Raw genomic sequence first — 25576 nt, forward strand, 5'->3', positions numbered from 1 at the left:
GCACCTCCCGCGACGGACGCCGGTCCGGGCACCCGCCCGCACGAACAGACCCCCAAGGTAAGGAACACACACGGTGAACGGACTCGTGCTGCGCACGCTGATCGGAAGGCTGGGCGGCCTGCTGCTGACCCTCTTCCTGTCGAGCGTCGTGATCTTCTCCGCCCTGCTGCTCACGCCCGGCGACCCCATCGCGGCACTCGCGGGCGGGGCGAAGCCCACCCCTGAGCTCATCACGCAGATCCGCGCGGAGTACCACCTCGACGACCCCATCTGGTCGCGCTACCTGCAGTGGCTGGGCGGCGTCTTCACGGGCGACTTCGGCCGATCCTTCGTCTACAAGACCGACGTGATCGACCTCGTCGCGCCGCGCTTCGGCGTCACCTTCCAGCTGGTGCTGCTCACTGTCGCCATCATCCTCGTGTTCGGCGTCGGATCCGGCATCCTCGCGGCGACCCGCGGCCCCGCGGTGGATCGCGCCGTGGCCGTCGCCACCTCGCTCGGCATGGCGCTGCCCACCTTCGTCGTCGCGATCCTGCTGATCTGGATCTTCGCGAAGAGCCTCGGGTGGTTCCCCGTGTTCGGCGAAGGATCGGGCGGCTGGGACCGGGTGTGGCACCTCATCCTGCCGGCCGTCTCCCTCTCGGTCATGTTCATCGCCTACATCAGCCGCGTCACCCGTTCCTCGCTCGTGGCGCAGCTGCACTCCGAGCACGTCGAGACCGCGAAGGTGCGCGGCATCCCGCGGGGCCGCATCTTCCGGGTGCACGTATTCCGCAACGCCTCGCCGCAGATCCTCGCGATCTCGGGCACCACCGTCGCGGGCCTCTTCGCAGCCTCCGCCATCGCCGAGCAGGCCTTCGGCCTCGGCGGCATCGGCTCGCTGCTCACCGAGGCCGCCGCGCGCAAGGATCTGCCCGTCGTGCAGCTCGTGTCGTTGCTGCTCGTCGCCATCTTCGTCGTGCTGAACGCCGTCGCCGACCTGCTCAGCGCCCTCATCGACCCCGACACCATCACCGCAGGGAGGCAGGCATGAGCGTCGCCCAGCTCGCATCCGGCCGTGCGCCGAGGGCCGCGATCCGCGCCGCCCAGAAGGACTGGATGTTCGTCACGGCCCTCGCCGTGTTCGGCGTCATCGCGCTTGCCGCGGCCATCGGCCCGTGGATCGCGCCCTACGACCCCACCGAGCTCTACGCCGGCGACGTCAACGGCGTCGTCTCCGCCGAGCACCCCTTCGGCACCGACGACGTGGGCCGCGACATCCTGTCGCGGGCGCTGTCTGGTGCGCGGGCCAGCGTGGTCGCCCCGATCTTCGTCGTGATCCTCTCGACCATCGCTGGCGCCTCGCTCGCGGTGCTCGCCGCCTGGTTCGGCGGCGCGCTGCGCGGCACCATCGCGCGCGTCGTCGATGTCATCTTCGCGATCCCGGGCCTCGTGCTCGCCGTGCTCGCCGTCGCGATGTTCGGGAAGGGGCTCGTCGCCCCCGTGATCGCGCTCTCGATCGCCTACATCCCCGTCGTCGCCCGCCTCACGCAGACCGCGGCGTCGCGCGAACTCGGCAAGCCCTACATCGCCGCGCTGCGGGTGCAGGGGGTGTCGAGCCTCGCGATCTGCTTCAAGCACCTCGTGCCGGCGCTCGTGCCCGTGGTCGCCGCGCAGATGGCCGTCGGCTTCGGCTACGCCATGCTCGACCTGGCCGCGATCTCGTTCCTCGGCCTGGGCGAGCAGCCGCCCGCCGCCGACTGGGGATCCATGATCGCGAGCGGCCAGGCCGGCATCCTCGCGGGCGCCCCCGAGCAGTCGCTGTTCCCCGCGATCCTCGTGGTGCTGACCGTGCTGTCGGTGAGCATCATCGGGGCCCGCGTCACCACCTGGGCAGAGGAGAAGGAACGATGAGCACCCCCGAATCCATCGCAGCACGTACCGCCACCGCCGCGGGCACCGCCTCCGCCGCACCCGTGCTCGAACTCGACGGGCTGTCGATCTCGATGCCCGGCCGCACCCTGGTGCACGACTGCACCCTCCACGTCGGCCCCGGCGAGGCCGTAGGCCTCGTCGGAGAATCGGGATCCGGCAAGACGCTCTCGGTGCGCGCCGTCGCCGGGCTGCTGCCCGCGCACTTCGAGACCGGCGGCGCGATCCGCATCCTCGGCCGCGACATCGCCGAGCTGAGCGCGCGCGAGCTGCGGGAGCTGCGGGCCCGCCGCATCGGCATGATCTTCCAGACGCCCCGCGCCCACCTCAACCCGCTGCGCTCCATCGGCGACTTCATGACCGAAGCGCTCGTCACGGTCGCGGGCGCGAAGCCCGACACGGCCCGGGCGCGGGCGCTCGACCTGCTCGACGAGGTCGGGATCACCGACCCCGCGCGCCGCCTGCGGCAGTTCCCCGCCGAACTGTCGGGCGGCCTGCTGCAGCGCGTGATGATCGCCGCGACCCTCGCCATGGATCCCGAGATCCTGCTCGCCGACGAGATCACGACGGCCCTCGACGTCACCACCCAGGAGGAGGTCATGGCCGTCATCGGCGAGCTGCGGAAGCACCGCGAGCTATCAATGCTGTTCATCACGCACGACCTCGCGCTCGCCGGTGCGGTGACGGATCGCGTCGCCGTCATGCGGCAGGGGCGCACGATCGAGACGCTGGGCTCGGCCACGATGCGCCGCGACGCCCGCGAGGAGTACACGCGCGTGCTCATGTCGGCGGCGCTGCCCGCGGATGACGGCGGATCCGGATCCGCCCGTCCGGCTTTCGGATCGCACCGATCTTTCGGAGCAGAGGCCGGGGGCTCATCCGAAGCATCGGCGTCGCCCGAAACATCGACGGGCGGGCGCCGCGACCCCGGCCAGACCCCCGCGCCGATCCTCGCGGTGTCGGGCCTGCGCAAGACGTTCCGGGTGCGCAGCGCGACCGGCGGCGGGCACGACACCTTCGTCGCCGTCGACGACGTCGCCTTCGATCTCGCCGCCGGCGGCTCGCTCGGCATCGTGGGCGAATCCGGATCGGGCAAATCCACCACCGCCCGCATCATCTGCGGCCTCGAACGCGCCGACGCGGGCACCGTGACCGTGGCCGGCGACGACTGGAGCGCCCAGGCGCGCGGCACCGCCGCCCGCCGCGCCCGCGCGAAGACGGTGCAGATGGTGTTCCAGGATCCGTACCAGTCGCTCGACCGGCGGCAGACCGTGCGCGAGTGCCTCACCGAGGCGATCCGCGTCCACCGCCCCCGCGACCCGCGCAGCACCCTCGACGCCCGCATCGACGAGCTGATGCGGCAGGTGCACCTCGACGGCGCCCTGCTCGACGCCAGGCCGCGCGCGCTCTCCGGCGGGCAGCGCCAGCGCGTCGCCATCGCCCGGGCGCTCGCCGCCGATCCGCGCATCCTCGTGCTCGACGAGGCGGTCTCCGCGCTCGACGTCACCACCCAGGTCGAGATCCTCTCGCTGCTCGACGCGATCCGCCGCGACACCGGCGTCGCGCTGCTCATGATCACCCACGACCTCACCGTGATCCGGCGCCTCTGCGACCGCGTCGCCGTGATGCGGCAGGGCGCGATCGAGGAGTACGGCACCGCCGACGACATCCTCGACGCGCCCCGCGCCGAGTACACGCGACTGCTGCTCGACTCCATCCCGCGCGAGGGGTGGAAGCCGCGCCGGCGCCGTCTCGGACGCACCTCGGCGATCCCCGTCGTCACCGCCGCCCAGCCCATCCCCGACATTGAGGACCTCGCATGACCCCCGCACCCGAACTCATCGAACCCGGCTTCGAGTACTGCTTCGAGCTGCGCGTGGACGTGGCCGACGCCATTCCCCTCGGCGGCGCGGACGACGGCGAGGGCCTGCATTTCGCGGGCATCACCGGCGGCGCGTTCGAGGGTCCCCGCCTGCGCGGGCGCATCCTGCCCGGCGGCGGCGACTGGTGGCACGGCCGCGGCCTCGCCGTGAGGCTCGACGCGCGCTACGTGATCGAGGCCGAACTGCCCGGCGGCGGGAGCGCCGCGATCGACGTGGTGAACCGCGGCACCTGGCGCACCGACCCCGACAGCTTCGAGCGCATGCTCGCGGGTGAGCACGTGGGCGAGCGCGAGCTCTACTACCGCACCGCCTTCGTGTTCCAGACCGAGCACCCGCAGCTGCAGTGGCTCGCCGAGTCGCAGTTCGTCGGCTACGCGCGCCCCGAACCCGGCCGCGTGGTGATCCGCGTGTTCCGGCTGGTCTAGCGCCAGGCGGGCCAGCCCGTCACGACCCCTCAGAAACGTCCTCAGAAAGAAGCCCCCATGTCAGCATCCGCAGATCTCTGCATCGTCTCCGGCCGCGTGTTCGACGGCCGCGCGCGCACCGTGCACACCGCCGTCGCCGTGCGCGCCGACCGCATCGTCGCGGTCGGCGACGACGCCGCCGTGCTCGCCCACCGCGGCCCCGGCACGCGCGTGGTCGACGCCCGCGGCGGCGCCATCCTGCCCGGCTTCGTCGACGCCCACGCCCACGCCGTATTCGCCGGTGTCGAGCGCCTGAGCCTCGACCTCACCCCGGCGACCACGGTCGAAGAGACGCTCGACCTCGTCGCCCGGGCCGCCGCGGAGCTCGACCGTGCCGGCGCCGCAGACGCCTGGCTCCTCGGCGGCGGCTGGGCGCACGAACTGCTGCCGCACCCCACCCGCCAGATGCTCGACGCGATCGTGCCCGACCGGCCCGTGGCGCTCAGCGACGCCGGCCACCACACCCTCTGGGCGAACAGCCGCGCGCTCGAGATCGCCGGCATCGACCGCGAAACCCCGCAGCCGGCCAACGGTCACGTCTACCACGACGAGCACGGCGACCCCACCGGCTACCTCAACGAGGGCGGCGTCGAACTGCTCGCCCCGTTCATCCCGGCCGCGACCGTCGCAGAGATGACCGAGGGCCTGCTGGAAGCGCAGCGCTTCCTGTGGTCGCTCGGCGTGACCGGCTGGCACGAGGCGATCCTCGGCGAGTTCAACGGCAAGGCCGACTGCACGCCCGCCTACCTCGCCGCGACCGCCGACGGCTCGCTGCGCAGCCGCGTCTCGGGCGCGCTGTGGATCCCAGCCGGCACCACCGTCGCAGAGGTGCCCGCGCTTGTGGCGCGCTTCGAACGGCAACGCGCCGAGAACGAGGCCGCCGGGCTGCCCTCCTCGACGTGCAAGGCGATGGTCGACGGCGTGCCGCAGGGCGAGACCGCCGCGCTGCTCGACCCTTACTGCTCCCACCCGCACTCCGGCGAACTGCACATCGACGCCGAGACCATGCGCGAGCTCGCGATCCGGCTCGACGCGCGCGGCTTCGCCCTGCACCTGCACGTCATGGGCGACCGCGGCACCCGCGTCGCACTCGACGCGATCGAGGCCGCCCGGCAGGCGAACGGCCCCGGCCAGCGCCACCACCTCGCCCACCTCTCGATGATCGCCCCCGAAGACGCGCAGCGCTTCGGCCCGCTCGGCGTCACCGCCAACATCCAGGGGCTCTGGGCCACCACCGACCCGTCGATGATCGCCGTCGTCGGCGAGGAGCGCTCGGCCCGCTCGTACCCGTTCCGCACCATCGTCGAGAGCGGCGCCGACATCGCCATGGGCTCCGACTGGCCCGTGTCGCTCGCCGACCCGTGGCAGGCGATCCACGTCGCCGTCAACCGCGCCCACCCCTTCGGCCCCGGCGCGGGGCTGCCGCCGCTCGACCCAGCGCAGGCCCTCACGCTCACCGAGGCGCTGGCCGCCTACACGAGCGGATCGGCGTCGCTCGTGCTCGGCGTCGCAGGCCGGGTGCGCGTGGGGGAGCGGGCCGACCTCGTGATCGCCACCGAGGACCCCTTCGAGATCCCCGCCGACCAGCTCTTCCGCGTCGGCACGGCCGTCTCGGTGGTGGCCGGCGACGTCGTGCACGAGCGACCCGCCGCCTGATCCGCCCCCGCCCTTGCGGACACTCCGCTGACCCCACACCCAAACCGTTCAAGGAAGCACACCTCATGAAGATCGTCATCGTGGGCGCCGGCATCGGCGGCCTCATCACCGCCCTCAGCCTGGAGGCCGCCGGGTTCACCGACGTTACCGTCGCCGAGCGCACCACCGAGATCCGCGGGCTGGGGGTGGGCGTCAACCTGCTGCCGCACGCCGTGCGCGAGCTCACCGAGCTGGGCGTCGCTGACCGCATCGCCGCGCTCGGCGTCGAACCCGGCACCCTCAGCTACTTCAACCGCCAGGGCCAGCCGATCTGGAGCGAGCCGCGCGGCCGTGACGCCGGCTACGAGTGGCCGCAGCTCTCCGTGCACCGCGGCCGCCTGCAGCTCGAACTGCGCGACCTCGTCGAGGAGCGCCTGGGCGACGTCATCAGACTCGGGCACCGGCTCGTCGATCTGCGCGACGGCGTCGACGGCGATCCGCACGTCCCCGGCGCGACCGCCGTGTTCGAACTGCCCGACGGTACCCGCAGCGAGCTCTCCGCCGACCTCATCGTCGCAGCCGACGGGATCCACTCGGCCGCGCGCAAACTGTTTTACCCCGCCGAGGGGGAGCCCGTCTGGAGCGGCCTCACCCTGTGGCGTGGCACCGCCCTCGTCGAGCCGATGCTCGACGGCCGCACCATGGTGATGGTGGGCGACGCCGAGCAGAAGTTTGTGGCCTACCCGCTGAGCGGCGTTCTTGCAGACGGCAGGCAGCGCCTCAACTTTATCGCCGAGCGCCGCGGCGAGGGCTCGCCCTCCGCCGACTGGAACCGCCAGGTGGAGCGCGGCCCCATTGCCGAAATCTTCGCCGGCTGGAGGACCGACTGGCTCGACATCCCCGCCGTCATCGCCGAGGCTGAAGAACTGCTCGAATACCCCATGGTCGACCGCAACGCCGTGCCGCAGTGGACCTTCGGCAGGGTCGTGCTCCTCGGCGACGCCGCGCACGCGATGTACCCCAATGGGTCGAATGGCGGCTCGCAAGCCACCCTCGACGCCCGCACCCTCGCCTACCAGCTCGCAACCGCGTCCTCGATCGATGCGGCGCTCGCCGCCTATGAGGATGCGCGCCGGCCCGCCACCGCACGCCTCCTCGAACTCACCCGCCAGACGGGCCCCGAGCGCGTCATGCAGATCGCGCGCGAGCGGGCACCCGAGGGCTTCGCCGACATCCACGATGTCATTCCGCGCGAGGAGCTGGAGTCGATCGCGGCAGAGTACAAGGTCGCAGCCGGCTTCCACCCCGAGCAGCTGAACGCGCGCTCCTCGCTTACCGCGCGGGTCGCGGGCGCTACGGATCCGCTCGCCACGGGCGGTGCGGTGTGACATGGGGAGGCGGATCCGGGCCGCGGCTCAGCCCAGTGTGCGAGATCATCGTCGAACTGGGCCAGCCGCGCGACTTCGGCGCGACGCGCGACGGCGAGCGGCGCTTTACCCCCATCCTCGGCGGCGAACTGCGTGGTCTCGCCCACGCCCGAGCCGGCGACGCCGTGCGTGGCCTGCGCGCCGCGATCCTGCCGGGCGGGGGAGACCGGCAGCTGCTGCGCGGGCAGCTGAGCCCGGTCGGTGGGGCGGATCCGCATTCGCATGCCATCCCCTCGCCGGCCGCGGGCCCTGCCGGTATGCCGGCCGGGGCCTCTGCCGCCGCGCCAGTCGTTGAGATCGACGCGCGCTACGACGCCCGCACCGAGCAGGGCGCGCTGATCGGCATGCACGCGGTGGGGGTGCGGCGGATCGGGCCCGACGGCGGGGTGTACTTCAGAGTGACGATTCGCTTCGAGACTTCCGAGCCGGCGCTGGCCGAACTGCAGAACGCGCTCTACGTGGCCGACGGCGTGCGCGAGGCCGACCGGGTGCGTCACACCGTCTACCGAGTCGACTGACGCGGGGCGCGCCGCTGCCGCGCCCCGCACTCACGAGAATCGGGGTCGCTGTTGGCCGTGTCGCGGCGTGCGACACGGCCAACAGCGACCCCGATTGAGTCTGCGGAGCGGAGTTGGGCTGAGCCGGGGCCGCGCGGCGGCCCCGGCTCACGACTACTCGGCGGAAACGTCGAGCCCGTTGACGCGCTGAATCTCGCGCTGATACTCGGCGACCACGGAGCGCGAGACCCGGCAGTCGAGCAGGATCGTGCCCTGAGCCCCGGCCTCGGTCCACGCGCTCAGCGCCTCCAGATCGGCGAGCCGCTCCACCCGCACGCCCTGCGCGCCGAGCGCGGTTGCGAGCGCCGCGAAGTCGACGTCGGGGATGAGCATCGGATCCTGCGCGAGGCCCATCTCGCCGTAGAGGTGTACCTCGGCGCCGTAGGCTCCGTCGTTCCAGACGACGATGACGCCGCTGGGGGAGGTGCGGATCGCGGTTTCGAGATCGGCGAGTGCCATCAGGCCGCCGCCGTCGCCCGTGCTCAGCACGGTGGTGGTGTCTGGGGCTGCTGCGGCGACGCCCGCGACTGTGGGGAAGCCGAGTCCGATGGTCTGGTAGGCGGTGCCCACCATGATCATGCGCTCGGGTGAGGCGACGTGCCAGCGCGTATTGGCCCAACCGATGAAGTGTCCGCCGTCGGTGGTGACGTGGCGGTTCGCTGGGAGTAGCTCGTCGAGGCGCGCCGCGACAGCCCGGGGGTCGAGACGGCCGTCGGCGCAGATGCCGTCGGGGTGGGCCTGCAGGCCGTTGTCGCGCACGCGAAGTGCGCCGCCGGGCTCAAGGCCGGCGATGCTTTCGCGCCATCCGCTCGGCTGTCGCCCTGCCGCTTGCAGTGCGCTCTGCAGTGTGGTGAGCGTCGCGCGTGCGTCGCCCTGCAGCAGCAGATGGGTGATGGGCCGGTTCGTCTTGGGCGGCGCAACCTGCTCGTCATCAATGCGGATCACGGTGGTGCCGGCGCCGAAGAGGTCGCCGAAGCGCATGGTGAACTGGTTGAGGCTCGCGCCGACCACGAGTGCCACGTCGGCGAGCTCGATGGTTTCCATGGCGGCCTGCTGGCCGAAGCCGCCGGTGATGCCGAGATCGTAGCGAGCGTCGGGGAAGATGCTGCGTGCGAGCGCGGTGGTGCCGGTGAGCGCGCCGAGCGTGTCTGCGATGGCACCGAGCTCGGTCGAGGCTCCTGCGAGGTGAGCTCCGCGCCCGGCGATCACGATAGGGCGTTCGGCTTCGAGCAGTGCGAGCACGGCGGCTTCGAGCTGGTGGCTGGCAGAGCCGCCGAGCCGTTCGGGCTGCGGGGTGACGGCGGGCGCGGGTGCGGGGGCTGCAATCTCGGCGACGGAGGCGCTGAGCGCGGCGAGCACGGCGGGGTCGCTGAGATCGATGCCGGCGGATCCCGCGGCGCCGGTGCCCGCGCCTTCGACGGGCGAAGCGACTGCGTCGGCGGTGACGAGGTCGTAGGGGATGCCGAGCACGACGGGGCGTCGCACGCGTCGCGCGTAGGCGACGGCCCGATCCACCGTGCGATCGATATTGGTGACCGAGAGCATATGAGTGCGCACGCCGAGAGCAGCGGCGAGCATTTCTTGGTCGACGTCCCAGGGGCGGGGGCCTGCGCTCGGCGCATCACCCACGACAACGAGCATCGGGGTGCGGGCCTGCGCGGCTTCGGCGAGCGCGGTGAGCGTGTTGGTGAAGCCGGCGCCGTAGGTGGTGGTGGCGATGGCGAGTTTGCCGCTCACCCGGGTGTAGGCGTCGGCGGCGGCGACGGTGCCGGCCTCGTGCCGCACCGCGGTGTAGGGCACGCCGAACTGGCCGAGATGCTCGATGAGGTGGGCGTTGCCGTTGCCCATGAGGCCAAAGCTTTGCCCGGAGTGGCGAGCCAGCGCCGATGCGAGGGCATGGGTGAGCGAGGGGGTGGTGGAGTCGGACATCACAGATCCTTGACAGATTCGATGGAATTGAGAACCGTGTATGTCTCGTCGGGCGGCAACCGTGCCTCCGCGACAGCAGCGCCCCTTTTTCGAGCGCCTTAGCCGGCCGGGTCGGATGCGCCGACCGAGCTGGACGGACCTATTCTAGTGACACATTCGGTCGTTCAAGCGTAATTCTGCGCGATCTCCTGCGCCGCCCCCTGCAGCGCTTCGACAATCTCTTCGAGCGTTTCGGGCAGCGAGAAGTGCACGACGGCCACAGCCGCGGGCGGTTCGCCAGGGATGCGCAGCGGCACGGCGACGCCCATGACACCCTCGACAACTTCGTGGCGGCTGAGGGCGTAGCCTGTGCGTTTTGCGGTGAGCGCGGCCTCGCCGAATTCGGGGCTGCCGAGCAGTCGCTCGCGTTCGGCGGCGGAGAGAGAGGCCTCCATGGCGTGCCCGGGGGCACCGCGTTCGACGGGGTGGCGCACGCCGGGATTGCGGGCAATCGCAGTCGCATTCGAGGGTTCGACCGTGATGAGGGTCACGACTTCGTCGATATCGAGCACGGTGAGGAACGCGGTCATGCCGAGCTTGTAGGCGAGCTCGGTGATTGCGGGGGTTGCTGCGGTGTGCAGGGCGGGGGCGACGCCGCGGGCGAGCGCTGTGAGTTTGGGGCCGAGGCGGATCCGCCCCGCATCATCGCGGGCCACGAAGCGCCGCTGTTCCAGTGTGCGGAGGATGCGGTAGGCGTTGGAGCGGTGGATACCCAGCCCCTCGGCGAGCTCGTTGATGGTGAGGGGTGCTTCCGCTTCGGCGAGCAGTTCGAGCGCTTGGAGTCCTCGTAAGAGCGTCTGCGATCCGGCGGTCGCGGACCCGCTCGCGGCGGAAGTGTTCATGAGGCATATTCTTCCCTAGGAATTGTTGCGCCGCGGTGTTGTGCGATCGCGTGCCGCGGTTTATTCTTGGTGTGCGATAATCAAACTTAATGTTCGAATAGTGAACATGAGGGCTTGGGCCCTTCTCAGTGAGGAGAAACAGTGCAGTTCCACCACCACGGATACGTTTCCACCGATCCGCGCGTCCAGCCTGCCGCCGGCGTCGGCATCAACCGTCCGGCCGACCTCCCCTCCGAGATCGACGTGCTCATCGTCGGCTCCGGCCCCGCCGGCATCACCGCCGCGGCCCAGCTCGCCCAGTTCCCCAACATCGTCACCCGCACCGTCGAGCGCCGCGACGGCCGACTCGTGCTCGGTCAGGCCGACGGCATCCAGGCGCGCAGCGTCGAGACCTTCCAGGCCTTCGGATTCGCCGAAGAAATCATCAAAGAGGCCTACCGCATCACCGAAACCGCGTTCTGGAACCCCGACCCCGAGAACCCCCAGAACATCGTGCGCACTGGCTTCACCCCCGACGACCCGCACGGCATCAGCGAGTTCCCGCACCTCATCGTCAACCAGGCCCGCGTCATTGATTACTTCGCCGAATACGCACGCCGCGCCCCCGCCCGCGGCGACGTCGACTACGGATACGAGTTCGTCGACCTCGAAGTCGGCGAGGGGGAGTACCCCGTGGCCGTGACGCTGCGCCGCGTCTCCGGCCGCACCGGAGCCGGCATCAACGCCGCAGAAGACGCCGACGCGAGCACCGGAGAAGACATCGTGGTGCACGCCAAGTACGTGATCGGGGCCGACGGTGCCCGCTCCAGCGTGCGACGCTCTATCGGAGGCTCCCTCCGCGGTGGTGCCTCCATGCACGCCTGGGGCGTCATGGACGTGCTCCCCAGCACCGACTTCCCCGACATTCGCAAGAAGTGCATTATCAACTCCGAGGCCGGCTCTATCCTGCACATCCCGCGTGAAGGCAACCACCTCTGCCGCATCTACGTCGACCTTGGCGAAACCGACGAGCACGACGGCGGCAAGGTGCGCGACACGCCCCTCGAAGATGTCATCGCACAGGCCAACGCGATCTTGCACCCCTACACCCTCGAGGTGCGCGACGTGCCCTGGCACAGCGTCTACGAGGTGGCCCACCGCCTCACCGACCGCTTCGACGACGCCGCGACCTCGCCCGACGGCAAGCCGCGCGTGTTCCTTATGGGCGACGCCTGCCACACGCACAGTGCCAAGGCCGGACAGGGCATGAATGTTTCGATGCAGGACGGCTGGAACCTGGGTTGGAAGCTCGGCTACGTGCTCGAGGGCCGCAGCCCCGAGTCGCTGCTGCGCACCTACTCGGACGAGCGCCAGGTCACTGCGAAGAACCTCATCGACTTCGACCTGGAGTGGTCGACGCTCATGGCGAAGAAGCCGGAGGAGTTCGACTCGCCGTCGCAGCTGCGCGACTTCTACGTGCAGACCGCCGAGTTCCCAGCCGGTTTCATGACCGAGTACGAGGCCTCCATGATCACCTCAGGGAAAGACCACCAGGCCCTCGCCGCCGGTTTCCCGATTGGCAAGCGCTTCAAGTCGGTGATGACCACCCGCGTCGCAGACGCCGTGGATATCCACCTCGGCCACCACCACCGCTCTGACGGCCGATTCCGCGTCTACGCCTTCGCAGACGCCTCGGGATCCGCCCTCGCCCGCTGGGCCGAGTGGCTGCGCACCGCCGAGCAGTCGCCGGTGAGGCGTTTCACGCCCGAGGGCGCCGATATCGACGCCTACTTCGACGTGAAAGCGGTGCTGCAGCAGGAGCACCACGATGTCGACATCATGGCGCTCGACGAACTGTTCCGCCCGCTCTCCGGCCCCTTCCAGCTCGTCGATTACGAGAAGATCTACGCCGCCAAGCCCGAAGACGACATTTTCGAGCAGCGCGACATCAGCCGCGACGGGGCCGTTGTCGTGGTGCGTCCCGACCAGTACGTGTCGGCGATCCTGCCCCTCGACGCCCCCGAACAGCTTGCGGCCTACTTCGAGTCGATCTTCCTGGAGCAGTAGCCTGTCAGTGCGCCGGGCACTCCGGCGCACTGACAGAAATGGGTGAGGCGTGCGAGCGGAGACCTTCGACAGCGTCGTGATCGGCGGTGGGGCGATGGGGCTCGCCGCCGCCTGGCAGCTCGCGCAGCGCGGGGCGCGGGTGGTGATGCTCGAACGGTTCGAAGCGGGCCACGCGCGCGGTGCCTCTCACGGCGCCACCCGCAACATGAACAACGCCTACGCCGACGCCCACTTCCTCGACCTGTACGACGAAGCACTGCGGCTCTTCCGCGAGCTCGAACAGCGCACCGGACGGCGGCTGCTGGTGCTCGACGGCCTCGTCACGCACGGCGCCGAGCAGCGCGTACAGCGCAGTTTCGAGGCCCTGCGTGCCCGCGGCGCTGCGGCCGAGATGGTGTCGGCCGCAGCGGCCCGAGAACGGTGGCCGGGGCTGCGCTTCGACACCGACGCGCTCGTCAACGGCGATGCCGGCCGCATCAACGCTGCCGAGACGCTTGAGGTGCTCGCCGAGCTCGCCGGGCAGCACGGTGCCGAGCTGCGCTACAGGCATCGGGTCGTGGGCATCGAGCCGGGTGCGGATCGCGTGACCATTACCGCAGAAGGGCCGAACGGCAGGGTGCGATTCGACGCTGAACGCGCCATCGTCGCCGCGGGAGCGTGGACCGCCCCGCTGCTCGACGGGCTCATCCCGCTGCCCCCGCTCACCGTCACCGAAGAGCACCCCGCGCACTTCGCAATTCGCCCAGGCTACGAGTCGGCGGCCTGGCCATCGTTTAACCACTTTCCGCCCGAGCTCGACGTGCGTGGTGGCAGCCGCGGCACTGTCTACGGCATGCTCACCCCAGGCGAAGGCGTGAAAGTCGGCCTGCACCTCACCGGTGAGGCCGTCGACCCGGAGGCTCGCACGTTCCGCGCCACCGATGCACTGCGTCGCGAACTGCGCGCGCACGTTGCCGAGTGGTTTCCCGGCCTCGACCCTGACACGGCCGAAGAGATCAGTTGCACCTACACTTCGACGCAGAGCGAGCGCTTCCTGCTCGACACGAGCGGGCGGATCACGATCGCGGCGGGATTCTCGGGGCAGGGCTTCAAATTCGTGCCCGCGATCGGCCGCGTGCTCGCCGACGCCGCACTGGGCAAGGCCCTACCCCCGGCCCCATTCCGCCTCCCATCCCATGCCTGAGCCTGCGCCACTGCCCCTGCGCTGAAGGAGAAAACGCGAAAGGCCCCGGGAACTGTACAGTTCCCGGGGCCGTTCGGGCGCGAGGCCCGTAGTGCGACTTACTTCGCGGCGAAGCGGAAGAGCTTCTTGTTCGCGAACTCCAGCATGCCGACCTTGCCGAGCTCGCGGCCGTAGCCCGACTTCTTCACGCCGCCGAAGGGCACGTCAGCGCCCTCGAGGCCCGAAGCACCGATGAACACCATGCCCACGTCGAGCTGGTTGCCGACCTGCTCGGCGCGCTCGAGATCATCGCAGATCACGACGGAACCGAGGCCGTAGGGCGAGGAGTTGGCGAGCTCGATCGCCTCTTCGTCGCTCGACACCTTGTAGAGCTGTGCGACGGGGCCGAAGAGCTCCTGGCTGTAGACATCCATCGAGGGGGTGATGCCGGTGAGCACGGTGGGCGTGAAGAGGTTGCCCTCGGGGGTGTTGTTGCCCACGAGCACCTCGGCGCCCTGATCGATGGCGCCCTGCACCTGGCTGGCGAGGTTCTTGGTGGCCTGCGCCGACGACAGCGGACCGAAGTCCTCGCCGTAGCTCTGGCCGCCAATGGCCGCGACGAACTTCTCCTTGAACTCCTCGAAGTGCTTGTCCATGACGACGATGCGCTTCGAACCGTTGCACGCCTGGCCGGTGTTCTCCATGCGACCGCCCACGGCGTGTGCAACAGCGTGGTCGATGTCATCGGTGTCGAGCACGAGGAAGACGTCCGAGCCGCCCAGCTCGAGCACGCACTTCTTCAGTGCGCGACCGGCCTGCTCCGCGACGATGGCGCCGGCACGCTCGGAGCCGGTCAGCGAGACGCCCTGGATGCGGTCGTCGGCGATGATGTCGGCGAGCTGCTCGTGGGTGGCGAACACGTTGACGTAGGCACCCTTGGGGAAGCCTGCGTCGCGGAACAGCTGCTCGAGTGCGAGCGCCGACTCGGGGCACTGCGCAGCGTGCTTGAGCACGATGGTGTTGCCGAGGATCAGGTTCGGCACTGCGAAGCGTGCAACCTGGTAGTAGGGGTAGTTCCACGGCATGATGCCGAGGATGACGCCGGTGCCCTGGTAGCGGAAGAAGGTCTTCAGACCGTCTTCGACCTCGAGGTGCTCGTCGGCCAGCCACTTCTCGGCGTTGTCGGCGAAGGCTGCGGTGATCGCACCCGAGAACTCGGCCTCGCCGATCGACTGATCGAGGGGCTTGCCCATCTCGCGGTTGATGATCGCGCCCAGCTCGTCCTTGCGCTCGTCGAAGAGCTCAGCGGCACGCTTCGCCAGTGCGGCGCGCTCGGCGACGGTGGTCTTGCGAGCCCACTCCTGGTAGGCCTTTTGAGCCGAAGCCAGGCTGGCCTCGATCTCTTCGGCCGTCGCGTCGGGGTACTCGGCGACGGTCTCGCCCGTGGCCGGATTAATTACGGCGAAGGTGCCCATAGATGACTCACTCCTTAGTGACTTCGTCGGGTGTCGGACACAGCCAAGTCTGGCACACCTCGGAGGTGAGCACTAGCGGAGGGGGCGCTCCTTTTCGCGTCGCCCAAGCCCGTATCGGGTGCAGTTCTCGACAGTGTATGGAGCAGAACGCTTCGGAATCCGCGGCAAATCGAGGGGAATGCCACAAGACGCCGGATCCGCCCCACCCATTTCTCAGATTCCATTCCGATGCAGCAGAATGACCCCATGGAGAAGCACACGCTCGGTAACGCCACCGACACCGGCCACATTCACGTTGGGAAGGGCCTCAACGAGGGTGCCCTCGGCGTCGTGGGGTCAACGGTCATCGGCCTTGCCTCCACAGCGCCCCTCTACTCGCTCGCAGCGACCCTCGGCTATGTGATCTTGGCCGTCGGCGCGCAGGCCCCGCTCGTGTTCATCATCGCATGTGTGCCCATGATCTTCGCGGCCTTCGCCTACCAGGAGCTCAACCGCGAGATGCCTGACTGCGGCACCACCTTCGTGTGGGGCACCAAGGGATTCGGCCCTGTGGTGGGATGGATCGGCGGTTGGGCCGTGGCGGTCTCGGCGATCATGGTGCTCGCCAATGTCGGCGAGATCACGGGCAAATACTTCTGGCTGCTGCTCGGCAACGAAGATTTCGCCAACAACCGGCCCATCGTCATCGCTACCTCGGTCGTGTTCATGGCGCTCATGACCTTCGTCAGCACCGTCGGCGTGCAGATCGGCGAAAAACTGCAGATGGTGCTCATGACCATCCAGATCGTGGCGATGGTGCTCTTCGGTGTGCTTGCCCTCTGGCACGCCCTTGATGGCAGCAACGCTGGCTCGATCGCTTTCGATTGGCAGTGGTTCAACCCCGCCCAGCTCACCTCGTGGTCCGGGTTCATCGAAGCGGTGCTGCTCGCGCTCTTCATCTACTGGGGCTGGGACACCTGCCTCGCGCTCAACGAAGAGACCAAGAACCCCCGCAAAACCCCCGGTCGTGCAGCGCTGTCGAGCATCGTGGTGCTCATCGTGCTCTACGTGGGCATCTCGGTCGCGGTGATGATGTTCGCGGGCTTCGGCGACACCGGCTACGGCCTCACCAACCCCGAGAGTCTCGACGATGTGTTCTCGGTTCTGGGCAGCGCGCTGTTCGGCCCCTGGGGTTGGTTCCTTATCCTCGGTGTCATGCTCTCGGCCGCGTCGTCAACGCAGACCACCATTCTGCCCACCGCGCGCGGCACCCTCTCCATGGCGGTCTACCGGGCGCTGCCGGCGAAGTTCGCAGAGCTGCACCCCAAGTTCAAGACGCCCTGGTTCTCGACCACCCTCATGGGAGCCGCGGCGATCATCTACTACGTGGGCATGTCGATCCTTTCGGAAGACATGCTCGCCGACTCGCTCACCTCAATGGGCCTCGCGGTCGCGCTCTACTATGCAATCACGTCGTTCGCCTGCGTCTGGTACTTCCGTTACACGCTGCGCGACAGCGCCCGCAATCTGTGGATGCGCGGCATCCTGCCGGCCCTCGGCGGCCTCATGCTCGCCTACGCGTTCGTGCAGTCGGCGATCGATATGTGGAGCACCGACTACAGTGAGACCGTGCTGCTCGGCATCGGGGGCGCGTTCGTGATCGGCATCGGCGCGATCCTGCTCGGTTTCGTGCTCATGGGCATCTGGTGGTTGCGCCCGAACTCGAAGCCGTTCTTCCGCGGTGAGAGCTTGAACCGGGACACCCCGGTGCTGGTGCCCGACGAGTGAGCGGGGCCGTGGCTCGGAGGCTCGGAGGGCGCGCGGGCGGCGGCTCCTGAGCCCGGGTGCGTGACCCCCGGAGGCGGTGTCGTGAAGGCCGTGCCGCGGCGCCTCCAGTGGCCGATCGCCCCCCGGGGTGCGGCATCCGAGCCGAATCGTAACTCGGTCTTCACCGGAGCGTGACGGGGCGTAACGCACCCGTCACGCGCCCGCGCTGCAATAGACGGCATGGGAACCCCGGTCACGGTAGCGGTCAGGCGGCAGACGATGCCGGCCCGCAGCGGCGATGCGGTCGCGTGGGTCGAGGAGGGCCTGCGGCTCGCCCGTGGCTTCGACGGGTGCCTGGGCGGCGGGGTGCTGCGCGACAGCGGCGACGAGAACGTGCTGCACGCGATCTACCGCTTCGCCGATGAGGCGGCGCTCGGCGGCTGGGAGCGCTCGGAGCAGCGCCGGCGCTGGCTCGAAGCGGGTTCCCCCTTCGTCCTCGATGCCCGGGTGCAGCGTCGCACCGGCATCGAGGGCTGGTTCGACGGTCCGCAGCTGCGGCGCAGCTTCGACGCGGGAACGGGTGGCGGGCGCACTGTGGTGGTGTACTCGGCGCCGCAGCGCTGGAAGCAGGCGATGGCCGTCTGGGTGGGCATGTACCCGGTGAACGTCGCTTCGTCGTGGGCGATCTCGATGCTGCCGTGGTGGGGGGACGCGCCCGTGCTGTTGCGTTCGGCGCTCGCAGTGACGGTGCTCGCCCCGCTCATGACCTTCGTGATGATGCCGGCCGTGACGCGGATGCTGCGACCCTGGCTGCGCCGCAACCCGGGGGCGATCCGCACGGAGCGCTCGCTGCTCGAGGCGCTCGACTCGCGGGCCGCCGCGGCGCGGCGTCCCGGTGAGGCGCGGCGCTGAGCGCGACGCGGCCTCGGGCCGCCGCTATCCTGACTCCATGGGGGCGTCACGGCGGCGCCCGCCTTGGGATGAGTGCGGGAGCGGACGATGACGGTGGAGCGTTTCGACACGATCGTGGTGGGCGCGGGTGTGGCTGGGCTCGCCGCCGCGCGGCTGCTGGCTGGGGCAGGTCAGCGGGTCGTGCTGCTCGAAGCGCGAGAGCGGATCGGCGGCCGCGTGCACACCGAACGCTCCGGCGGCCGCATCACCGATCTCGGCGCATCGTGGATTCACGGTATCGAGCACAGCGCTCTCGCCGAGACGTCGGCAGCCTTCGGGATGCCGACGGTCGAGTTCACCGTGGGCAGCTACCAGGCCGGTGGGCGTCCGATCGCCTATTACGGCCCCGAAGGGGACCGGCTCGACGCCCAGGCCACAGCGCAGTTCATCGCCGACGTTGCGCTTGTGGACGCGCATCTTGCGGATGTGATCGCGGCGGCTGCGCCCGCGACGAGCTATGCCACGGTTGCGGAGGCTGCGGTTGCGCGCGCGGCTGCTGAGGGTGCCTGGCCCGAGGATCGTGGAGCGAGGGTGCTCGAGTACCTGCGGCACCGGTCAGAGGAGCAGTATGGCGCCGACGCGACGTTGCTCGATGCCCACGGCCTCGACGACGATGCCATCGAGGGTGACGAAGTGGTGTTCCCCGAGGGCTATGACACGCTTGCCTCGCACCTCGCCGCAGGGCTCGACGTGCGGCTCGAACACGTTGTCACGGCGGTGACGCGCCGCAGCGGTGGCTCGGCGAGCAGTGACTCGGCGGGCGGCGTCGAGGTCGAAACCGATCGGGGGCGTTTCACGGCATCGCAAGCGGTGGTGACCGTGCCCGTCGGGGTGCTGCAGTCCGGGGGGATCGTCTTCGACCCGCCGCTGCCCGAGCCGATCGCCGAGGCCCTTGCCGGGCTCAGCATGAACGCCTTCGAGAAGGTCTTCCTGCGCTTCCCCGAGCGGTTCTGGGAGAGCGACGTGTACGCGATCCGCCGTCAAGGTGCAGCGGCGGCCTGGTGGCACTCCTGGTACGACCTCACCGCGCTGCACGGCGAACCGACACTGCTCACCTTCGCTGCGGGGGAGTGCGCCCAGCAGATCCGCGACTGGAGCGACGAACGCATCGTCGCCTCGGTGCTGGCGAGCCTGCGCGAGCTGTACGGGCCGGCTGTTCCCGATCCCGTGCACGCGCAGGTCACCCGCTGGCAGCAGGACCCCTGGGCCGGGGGCGCATACGCCTACATGACTGTCGGATCGCGGCCCGAGGATCATGACCTGCTGGCCACCCCGATCGACGGAGTGCTGCACCTCGCAGGCGAGGCCACCTGGACCGAGGATCCCGCCACGGTCACAGCGGCCCTCGCCTCTGGCCACCGCGCCGCCGAGCGAATCCTCGGACGTGAGCTGCCCTACAGCTCGCTGTAAGGCGGCAACTGAGCCGGCGGCAACTGAGTCTGGGGCAGCTGCGAGGGCGGTGCTTGCGCGCCCGCTTGCGAGTGGTGCGGAGACGGGGCGGCCGGGGCTGCGGCTGGGCTTGCGGCCGGTGCCTGGCCTGGCGCAGCAGCCGTAGCCGACCGCTGCGATGCGTTGCCCGCCGCAGCGCGCCGCGATCCGCCCCGCTTCACGGCCCTCACGATGAGCACCACCACCAGGGCCACCAGGCCCGCGAGCAGCAGCCACGGCAACAGCATGCCCGCAATCACGAGCGCACCGGCCGCCGCCGTGCCCAGCGAGCCGATACCTGCGAGCAGGCCCTCCCAGAAGTTCGCGGGGCCACCGCCGGGCAGCGCCGAGCGCGTCTGCAGCGAAACGAAGATCGTGGCTTCATCGACCTGCGATTCGAGCGACTTCAGCTGCGCGCGCAGACCGTCGAGCTCCTGCTGACGCTGCGACAGCGCCGTCTCGGCTTCAAGCAACTCGCTCGTGGTGGTGGCGTTCGCCATCAGCTCGGTGAGCCGAGTGACCGACTCTTCGAGCGCCGCCACTCGGGCCTGCAGATCGACATGGTCTCGCGTCACATCGAACTCCGAACGGCTCTGCGACAGCACCTCGCCAACGCCTGTGAGCTTGTCGAAGGCCTCGTCGAGGCGATCCTCTGGCACACGTATCGTGACGCTCGCAGAAGCACCCTGCTCGACGGTGTCGCCGCCGGAACGCTGCACCGTCGAAGACTCCACGCGACCACCCAGCTGCTCTGCAAGCTCGGCCACCTGTTCGGCGGCGGTGCGCGGATCGGACACTTCGAGCGCAACATCGCCTGTGCGGATCACGGAACGATCGGCCATGCTGCCCGAGGTTCCGCCTGTGGCGGGCAGCGCACCCTTCGACTCCGGTGCGACCGCGGCGTCGCCCAGCTGAGTGATGGGGCCGGGGGCTGACTGCCAGGAGGCCCCACCGGCACCGGGCACGCCAGAGCAGGCGGCCAACGGCATGACGAGGGCGGTCGCGAGAACCAGAGGGAGAACGATGCGGCGCTTCATGACCACACTCTATGGCGAGTCGGCGGTGCGCGCGAAGGAGTCTGCTGCGCCCGAGCTGTGCGTGGCGAGATCGTTATCTGGCGGGCGCAGCAGATCGCGATCCAGCTGTCGCGATCCGCCCCCGAATCTGGTCCCACCCGCACCGAGGTCACCCGTGTGGTCGTTTGAAACGCCTGGAAACGGCCACACGGGTGACCTCGGTAGAGGGCGGTGACGCGCAGCCCTAGTTCAGGGGGATCGACAGGGTGCCGGTCTCGGGCGGCGGCTCGATCGTTCGACCGCGGAGATCCGGAATCCACCGCATCGTGGCGAGCGAGAGCAGCGCAGCCACCAGCAGCACCAGCGCAGCCACCAGGATCGCGCCGCGCGCACCGAGCAAGTCGATGGCGATGCCGCCGAACGCCGAACCAGCAGCCACACCCACGAGCTGACCCATGCCCACCCAGCCGTAAGCCTCTGCGGTCTCCGAGAACTTCACCGTGGAAGCCACAATGTTCGACAGCGCAGCGAAGGCCGGGGCCGTGCCGAGCCCACCCAGGAACAGAAGCGTGCTCAGCCACCACATGTTCAAACTCACGAGCGCACCAGCAACACCGATCAGCACAATGCCGATACGCAGCGCCAGCGACCACGGCCGCATCTCGCGATGCCCGATCAGCAGACCGCCGACCAGCGAACCACCGGCGAACAGCGCGAGCACAATGCCCGACTCGATACTGCCGTGCCCGCCACCGTGACCGTTCTGCGCGAACGCCGCAACCACACCCGCCTCAACAGCCGACATCGAAGCCACGAAGAACAGACCCACCGAAGTGGCAATCACCACAGTCGGATACCGCAGCACCGCCCCGAAACGATGCTTCGACTGCTTGAGCTTCACCGCACCCACCGCGGGACTCATGATGAACCAGGCACCGCCCAGCAGCATGAAGCCGGCCGCGACACACAGGCCAACAGTGGTGCCGAACTGCGACGACACGAACACCGCAACCACCGGGCCGAGCACCCAGATGATCTCCTGCGCAGAAGCATCAAGCGAGAACAGTGCCGACAACTGCTTGCTGGGCACCAGCTTCGGGTACAGCGTGCGCACCGCTGGGGTGACCGGCGGGGTCGTGAGGCCGATAAGACCGGCAACGCCCGCCACTGCGACGAGCGGCATCTGCGCGAGGGCGATGATCACAAGCAGCGCGGTGCAGACCAGCGACGTCGCCGCCAGCACGGGGCGCATCCCGAAGCGGCCCATGATGCGCCCGCTCAGCGGCCCGGAGATCGCCTGGCCCACGCTCTGCGCCGCCAGCACCACACCCGCCGAGGTGAAGTCACCGAACGCCAGCTCCACATGCAGCAGCAGAATGATCGAAAGCATTCCGAACGGGAAACGGGCGAGCAACTGCGAGACGAGTACACGGACGACCCCTGGTTGCTGCGCCAACGCCCCGTAAATACCCATCAGATCAGTATACGTCTGGGATCGCTCGCGCACAGCGTGCGCAGCGACGGAATCACGGGCCTTGCGGCCCCAGATCTACGGATATCGATGCACACGGCTGTGCCCGGAAACACCTCGGGGGCGCTGCGGAGGCTGCTCGATGAGAGCCTCCGCAGCGCCCCCGAGGTGCGCGTGCCTGGTGCGCGATGCCGTGCGCGCGGTTCAGTCTGCTGTGTTCACAACGCGCGGTTCATGCGCGGGGCGGATCTCAGGCGCCAGGGGTGCTCGTCGAGTAGACGGAACCGCCCGAGCTCTGCGCCCGACGACCGCTGCGACGACGACCCGCCGAGTCGCCGCCCGCCGAGTGACCCTGGCCCTGCTGGCGCTGACCCTGCTGCGATCCGCCACGACGCTGACCCTGGCCCTCGCCCGATCCGCCACGACGCTGACCCTGCGGCTGCGCCGCCCGATCCTGACCGCCCTGGCGCGCACCCTGTTGACCAGCCGTAGCTGCAGCTGCTCCTTGGCCAGATGCGCGGCCGCGACCGCCGCGCGAGCGCTTGCGCTTCGCGTTCGCACCCGTGCTCTTGCCCTCACCAGCCGGCGCGTGGCCCGCGGCGCGCTGCTGCGCAGCCTGCGCGGCGGCACGCTTCTGCTCGGTGACCCGCGGATCCACCTTCGGTGCGACCTCGCCGATCAGCGCCAGCACCTCGGGATCGACGTGCTGCGCCATCGGGTTGACCTGCTTCGGTGCGACGCGGATCTTCGCGGCGCGCATGATCTGCTTCATCTCGCCGCGCTGCTCGGGCAGCACGAGCGTGACCACATCGCCCTCGTTGCCGGCGCGCGCGGTGCGGCCGGAACGGTGCAGGTAGGCCTTGTGCTCAACGGGCGGATCGACGTGCACCACGAGGTCGACACCGTCGACGTGCACGCCACGGGCCGCGACGTCGGTCGCCACGAGCACGCGCGCGTCGCCGCTGACGAACTCGGCGAGGTTGCGGTCGCGGGCGTTCTGCGAGAGATTGCCCTGCAGCTCCACCGCGGGGATGCCGCGTGCGGTGAGCTGCTTCGCGAGCTTCTTGGCCTGGTGCTTCATGCGGGTGAAGAAGATGCGGCGCGCGGTGCCCGAGGCGAGCGCCTCGATGAGAGCTTCCTTCTGCTCCTTGCCGGCGACCTCGAACACGTGGTGGGTGAGCTGCGGCACCGGGCTCTCGGCGCTGTCCACCGAGTGCAGGATGGGGTCGTGCAGGTACTTCTTCACGAGGTTGTCGACCCCGTTGTCGAGGGTCGCGCTGAAGAGCAGGCGCTGGCCCACCTTCGGGGTCTTGTTGAGGATGCGCGTGACCACGGGCAGGAAGCCCATATCGGCCATGTGATCTGCCTCGTCGAGCACGGTGATCTCGACGCCATCGAGATGCACGAGGCCCTGCTTCATGAGGTCGTCGAGGCGGCCGGGAGCGGCGACGACGATGTCGACACCGGCTTCGAGGGCGGCCTCCTGGCGGCGCTGCGGCACGCCACCGAAGATAGTGGTCACCTTCACGCCCACCGGGTCGGCGAGCATCTTGATGGTCTCGGCGATCTGGGTGACGAGCTCGCGGGTGGGGGCGAGCACGATGCCGCGGGGGCGGCTGGGGCGGCGCTTCGCGGCGGCACCGTCGGCGAGGTTCGCGACGAGCGGGATGCCGAACGCAATGGTCTTGCCGGAGCCGGTGCGGCCGCGGCCGAGCACGTCGCGGCCGGCGAGGGTGTCGGGCAGGGTGTCGCGCTGGATCGGGAAGGGTGAAGTCTTGCCGTTCTTGTCGAGCGCGTGCGCGATAGGCGCGGGAACGCCCAGCGATTCGAACGTGGGTGCATTGGTCTCGGTCACGGGGACCTTTCTGTGCAGTGCAGCGAGCGGCGGGGCGGCATCGTGGATGCAGGCGTGCCCGGGCCGTGCGTCGCTGCGGTCATCGGCGAGTGCGCGGGATCGCGCATCCGTTCGCCGCGGAGAGTCGCGGTGCGGAAGCACCGGTGCGGATCCGCCGGTCTGCGGGGATCACGCTTGAACATCAGCGACGATGGGGCCGGTACGACCGGCCCGTGCCTCCCAGCCTAGCGGGTTCCGACTGAAAACAGGTGATCGATATCGCGCGGAGAAACTCGTCCGTTCTGTCCCGCAGCAGAAGAAACGCCGATCTGCACGCGCCGGCTGCGCTCGAGAACGCGCCGCCGGGAGCATCCCTCTGGCATGATCAGGCCATGGGACGCATCACGATCCGAGATTTCCACGACGACGACCTCGACGCGGTCGTGCAACTCTGGTGGGAGGCACGATCCTCCGCAGAGCAGCCGGTCTACTCGCTCGCCGAAGTGACGGCCTCTTGCCGCGAAGACCACGCAGTGGTGGCTGTGCGCGACGAAAAAGTCGTTGCCGCGGCGGTCGGAAGGGCCGCGCACGCGCAGGGGTGGGTCGTGTTCTTCGGGGTGGCCGAGGAATCTCGCTCGGGCAATGTGTCTGGCGCGCTGCTCGATGCGCTCGAACGCAAGATGGCGCCGCTGGGGCTCTCCACGCTGTCGGTGCTGATGCCCGAGGGCAGCCGCCTCGATCTGCTCACCTCGAACGGCTTCCTGGTGCGGCACAGCCTGCGCTACCTCGAACGGCAGATGCCGGTGCAACGACGCGAACTCGACCTGTTGAAAGACGTGGGCGGCCGGGTGCTGCCGCGCCACCTCTGGGAGAACGTGGCGGGCATGCGCCGTGAGAAGCAGCTGCTTGAGGAACGGTTGGTGGCGCCGCTCGCGCAGCCCGATCTTGCGGATCGCTACGGCGTGGTGCCGCCGCACGCCGTCATGCTGTTCGGCCCGCCTGGCACCGGCAAGACCACGTTCGCGAAGGCGGTCGCGTCGCGGCTCGACTGGCCCTTCGTGGAGGTGTTCCCGTCGCGTCTCGGCGACGGCAAGACAAGTGTGGCGGCGTCGCTGCGCGGCATCTTCGAGCAGATCGGCGAGCTGGAGCACGGGGTGGTGTTCATCGACGAGGTCGAGGAGATTGCATCGCAGCGCAGCGATCCGCCAACGCCGACGCAGGGAGTGACGAACGAGCTGCTGAAGATCGTGGCCGACTTCCGGGCGCGCGAGGGCCTGCTGCTGGTGTGCGCCACGAACTTCGTGCGCGGCCTCGACGCCGCGTTCCTGCGGCACGGCCGCTTCGACTACGTGCTGCCCATCGGCCTGCCCGACGACGAAGCGCGTGAGGCGATCTGGCGTCGTTATGTGCCCACGCATCTCGCGAGCGATATCGACTTCGGTAGCCTTGTCGCCGAGAGCGCCGGGCTGACACCCGCCGACATCGAGTACGCGGCACGACGGGCATCGCAGGAGGCGCTGGCGCGGGCGCTGCGGGCGGGGGAGGGCGGATCCGGTTCGGGATCCCGCACCGACCTCGCGACCGACGACTACCTTGCCGCGCTCGCGGTGACCCGCGCCACTGTGTCGGAGGCGCAGCTCGCGACGTTCCTCGAAGACATCGAGACACTCGCGCGGCTGTAGGGGGCTCTGTCGGCCTGCGGGCTCTGTCGCCCTGCGGGCTCTGTCGCCCTGCGGCCCCCGCTGCCCCGATCCTTCCTT

19 protein-coding genes are annotated in these 25576 nt (G+C 69.6%); 13 read left to right on the forward strand and 6 right to left on the reverse strand.

What is annotated here, in order from left to right:
* The first annotated feature begins 73 nt into the window (after positions 1–73).
* From WFL22_RS11400 to WFL22_RS11430, 7 genes are all read left to right on the forward strand, one after another.
* Entirely contained in the window at positions 74–1033 is a 960-nt protein-coding gene (locus tag WFL22_RS11400) for an ABC transporter permease (RefSeq protein WP_336651771.1), read from the forward strand.
* Complete coding sequence (locus tag WFL22_RS11405; protein WP_336651770.1) at positions 1030–1893, forward strand: ABC transporter permease; 864 nt, start codon at positions 1030–1032, stop codon at positions 1891–1893. Before WFL22_RS11400 ends, WFL22_RS11405 begins: the two co-directional genes overlap by 4 nt.
* A complete protein-coding gene (locus tag WFL22_RS11410) occupies positions 1890–3734 on the forward strand; it encodes an ABC transporter ATP-binding protein (RefSeq protein ID WP_336992858.1) in 1845 nt (614 codons plus the stop codon). Before WFL22_RS11405 ends, WFL22_RS11410 begins: the two co-directional genes overlap by 4 nt.
* A complete protein-coding gene (locus WFL22_RS11415; protein ID WP_336651768.1) occupies positions 3731–4219 on the forward strand; it encodes a DUF3237 domain-containing protein in 489 nt (162 codons plus the stop codon). Before WFL22_RS11410 ends, WFL22_RS11415 begins: the two co-directional genes overlap by 4 nt.
* A gap of 57 nt (positions 4220–4276) precedes the next feature.
* Positions 4277–5914, forward strand: coding sequence for an amidohydrolase (locus WFL22_RS11420; RefSeq protein ID WP_336651767.1), 1638 nt, complete (start codon positions 4277–4279; stop codon positions 5912–5914).
* 65 nt (positions 5915–5979) lie between these two features.
* Complete coding sequence (locus WFL22_RS11425) at positions 5980–7281, forward strand: flavin-dependent oxidoreductase (RefSeq protein ID WP_336651766.1); 1302 nt, start codon at positions 5980–5982, stop codon at positions 7279–7281.
* Complete coding sequence (locus tag WFL22_RS11430; RefSeq protein ID WP_336992859.1) at positions 7278–7838, forward strand: DUF3237 domain-containing protein; 561 nt, start codon at positions 7278–7280, stop codon at positions 7836–7838. Before WFL22_RS11425 ends, WFL22_RS11430 begins: the two co-directional genes overlap by 4 nt.
* A gap of 153 nt (positions 7839–7991) precedes the next feature.
* Here the strand turns inward: WFL22_RS11430 and WFL22_RS11435 are convergent, their stop codons facing one another.
* Together WFL22_RS11435 and WFL22_RS11440 are read right to left on the reverse strand one after the other, a co-directional pair.
* Complete coding sequence (locus WFL22_RS11435; protein ID WP_336651764.1) at positions 7992–9806, reverse strand: thiamine pyrophosphate-binding protein; 1815 nt, start codon at positions 9804–9806, stop codon at positions 7992–7994.
* Between the two features lie 164 nt (positions 9807–9970).
* Positions 9971–10687, reverse strand: coding sequence for an IclR family transcriptional regulator (locus WFL22_RS11440; protein WP_336651763.1), 717 nt, complete (start codon positions 10685–10687; stop codon positions 9971–9973).
* 141 nt (positions 10688–10828) lie between these two features.
* On the opposite strand from WFL22_RS11440, the gene WFL22_RS11445 reads away from it, so the two are divergent.
* Together WFL22_RS11445 and WFL22_RS11450 are read left to right on the forward strand one after the other, a co-directional pair.
* Entirely contained in the window at positions 10829–12733 is a 1905-nt protein-coding gene (locus WFL22_RS11445; protein WP_336651762.1) for an FAD-dependent monooxygenase, read from the forward strand.
* Positions 12734–12782: 49 nt separating this feature from the next.
* Complete coding sequence (locus WFL22_RS11450) at positions 12783–13916, forward strand: FAD-dependent oxidoreductase (protein ID WP_336992860.1); 1134 nt, start codon at positions 12783–12785, stop codon at positions 13914–13916.
* A gap of 98 nt (positions 13917–14014) precedes the next feature.
* On the opposite strand, the gene WFL22_RS11455 is transcribed toward WFL22_RS11450, so the two are convergent.
* Positions 14015–15370, reverse strand: coding sequence for an NAD-dependent succinate-semialdehyde dehydrogenase (locus tag WFL22_RS11455; RefSeq protein ID WP_336992862.1), 1356 nt, complete (start codon positions 15368–15370; stop codon positions 14015–14017).
* 246 nt (positions 15371–15616) lie between these two features.
* Between WFL22_RS11455 and WFL22_RS11460 the strand changes: the two genes are divergently transcribed.
* The 3 genes from WFL22_RS11460 to WFL22_RS11470 all read left to right on the forward strand — a co-directional run bounded on the left by WFL22_RS11460 (position 15617) and on the right by WFL22_RS11470 (position 19477).
* The gene (locus tag WFL22_RS11460; RefSeq protein WP_336992863.1) at positions 15617–17137 is read left to right on the forward strand and encodes an APC family permease; all 1521 of its coding nucleotides are present in this window, start codon (positions 15617–15619) and stop codon (positions 17135–17137) included.
* Positions 17138–17356: 219 nt separating this feature from the next.
* A complete protein-coding gene (locus tag WFL22_RS11465) occupies positions 17357–18028 on the forward strand; it encodes an antibiotic biosynthesis monooxygenase (protein ID WP_336992864.1) in 672 nt (223 codons plus the stop codon).
* An 87-nt stretch (positions 18029–18115) separates the two neighbouring features.
* Positions 18116–19477: a flavin monoamine oxidase family protein gene (locus tag WFL22_RS11470; protein ID WP_336992865.1), complete on the forward strand. Its 1362-nt coding sequence runs from the start codon at positions 18116–18118 to the stop codon at positions 19475–19477.
* Here the strand turns inward: WFL22_RS11470 and WFL22_RS11475 are convergent.
* From WFL22_RS11475 to WFL22_RS11485, 3 genes are all read right to left on the reverse strand, one after another.
* Entirely contained in the window at positions 19462–20532 is a 1071-nt protein-coding gene (locus tag WFL22_RS11475; RefSeq protein WP_336992866.1) for a DUF4349 domain-containing protein, read from the reverse strand. The genes WFL22_RS11470 and WFL22_RS11475 overlap by 16 nt on opposite strands.
* 223 nt (positions 20533–20755) lie before the next feature.
* Positions 20756–21985 (reverse strand): MFS transporter, encoded by a 1230-nt coding sequence (locus WFL22_RS11480; RefSeq protein WP_336992867.1) that lies wholly within the window; start codon positions 21983–21985, stop codon positions 20756–20758.
* A 247-nt stretch (positions 21986–22232) separates the two neighbouring features.
* The gene (locus tag WFL22_RS11485; RefSeq protein ID WP_336992869.1) at positions 22233–23837 is read right to left on the reverse strand and encodes a DEAD/DEAH box helicase; all 1605 of its coding nucleotides are present in this window, start codon (positions 23835–23837) and stop codon (positions 22233–22235) included.
* Positions 23838–24208: 371 nt separating this feature from the next.
* Between WFL22_RS11485 and WFL22_RS11490 the strand changes: the two genes are divergently transcribed.
* Positions 24209–25498 carry an ATP-binding protein gene (locus WFL22_RS11490; protein ID WP_336992870.1) on the forward strand — a complete coding sequence of 430 codons (1290 nt, stop codon included), beginning with the start codon at positions 24209–24211 and terminating at the stop codon, positions 25496–25498.
* The last annotated feature ends 78 nt before the right edge of the window (positions 25499–25576 follow it).

The sequence above is a fragment of the Leucobacter sp. VD1 genome, assembly GCF_037150695.1.
Classification (GTDB): domain Bacteria; phylum Actinomycetota; class Actinomycetes; order Actinomycetales; family Microbacteriaceae; genus Leucobacter.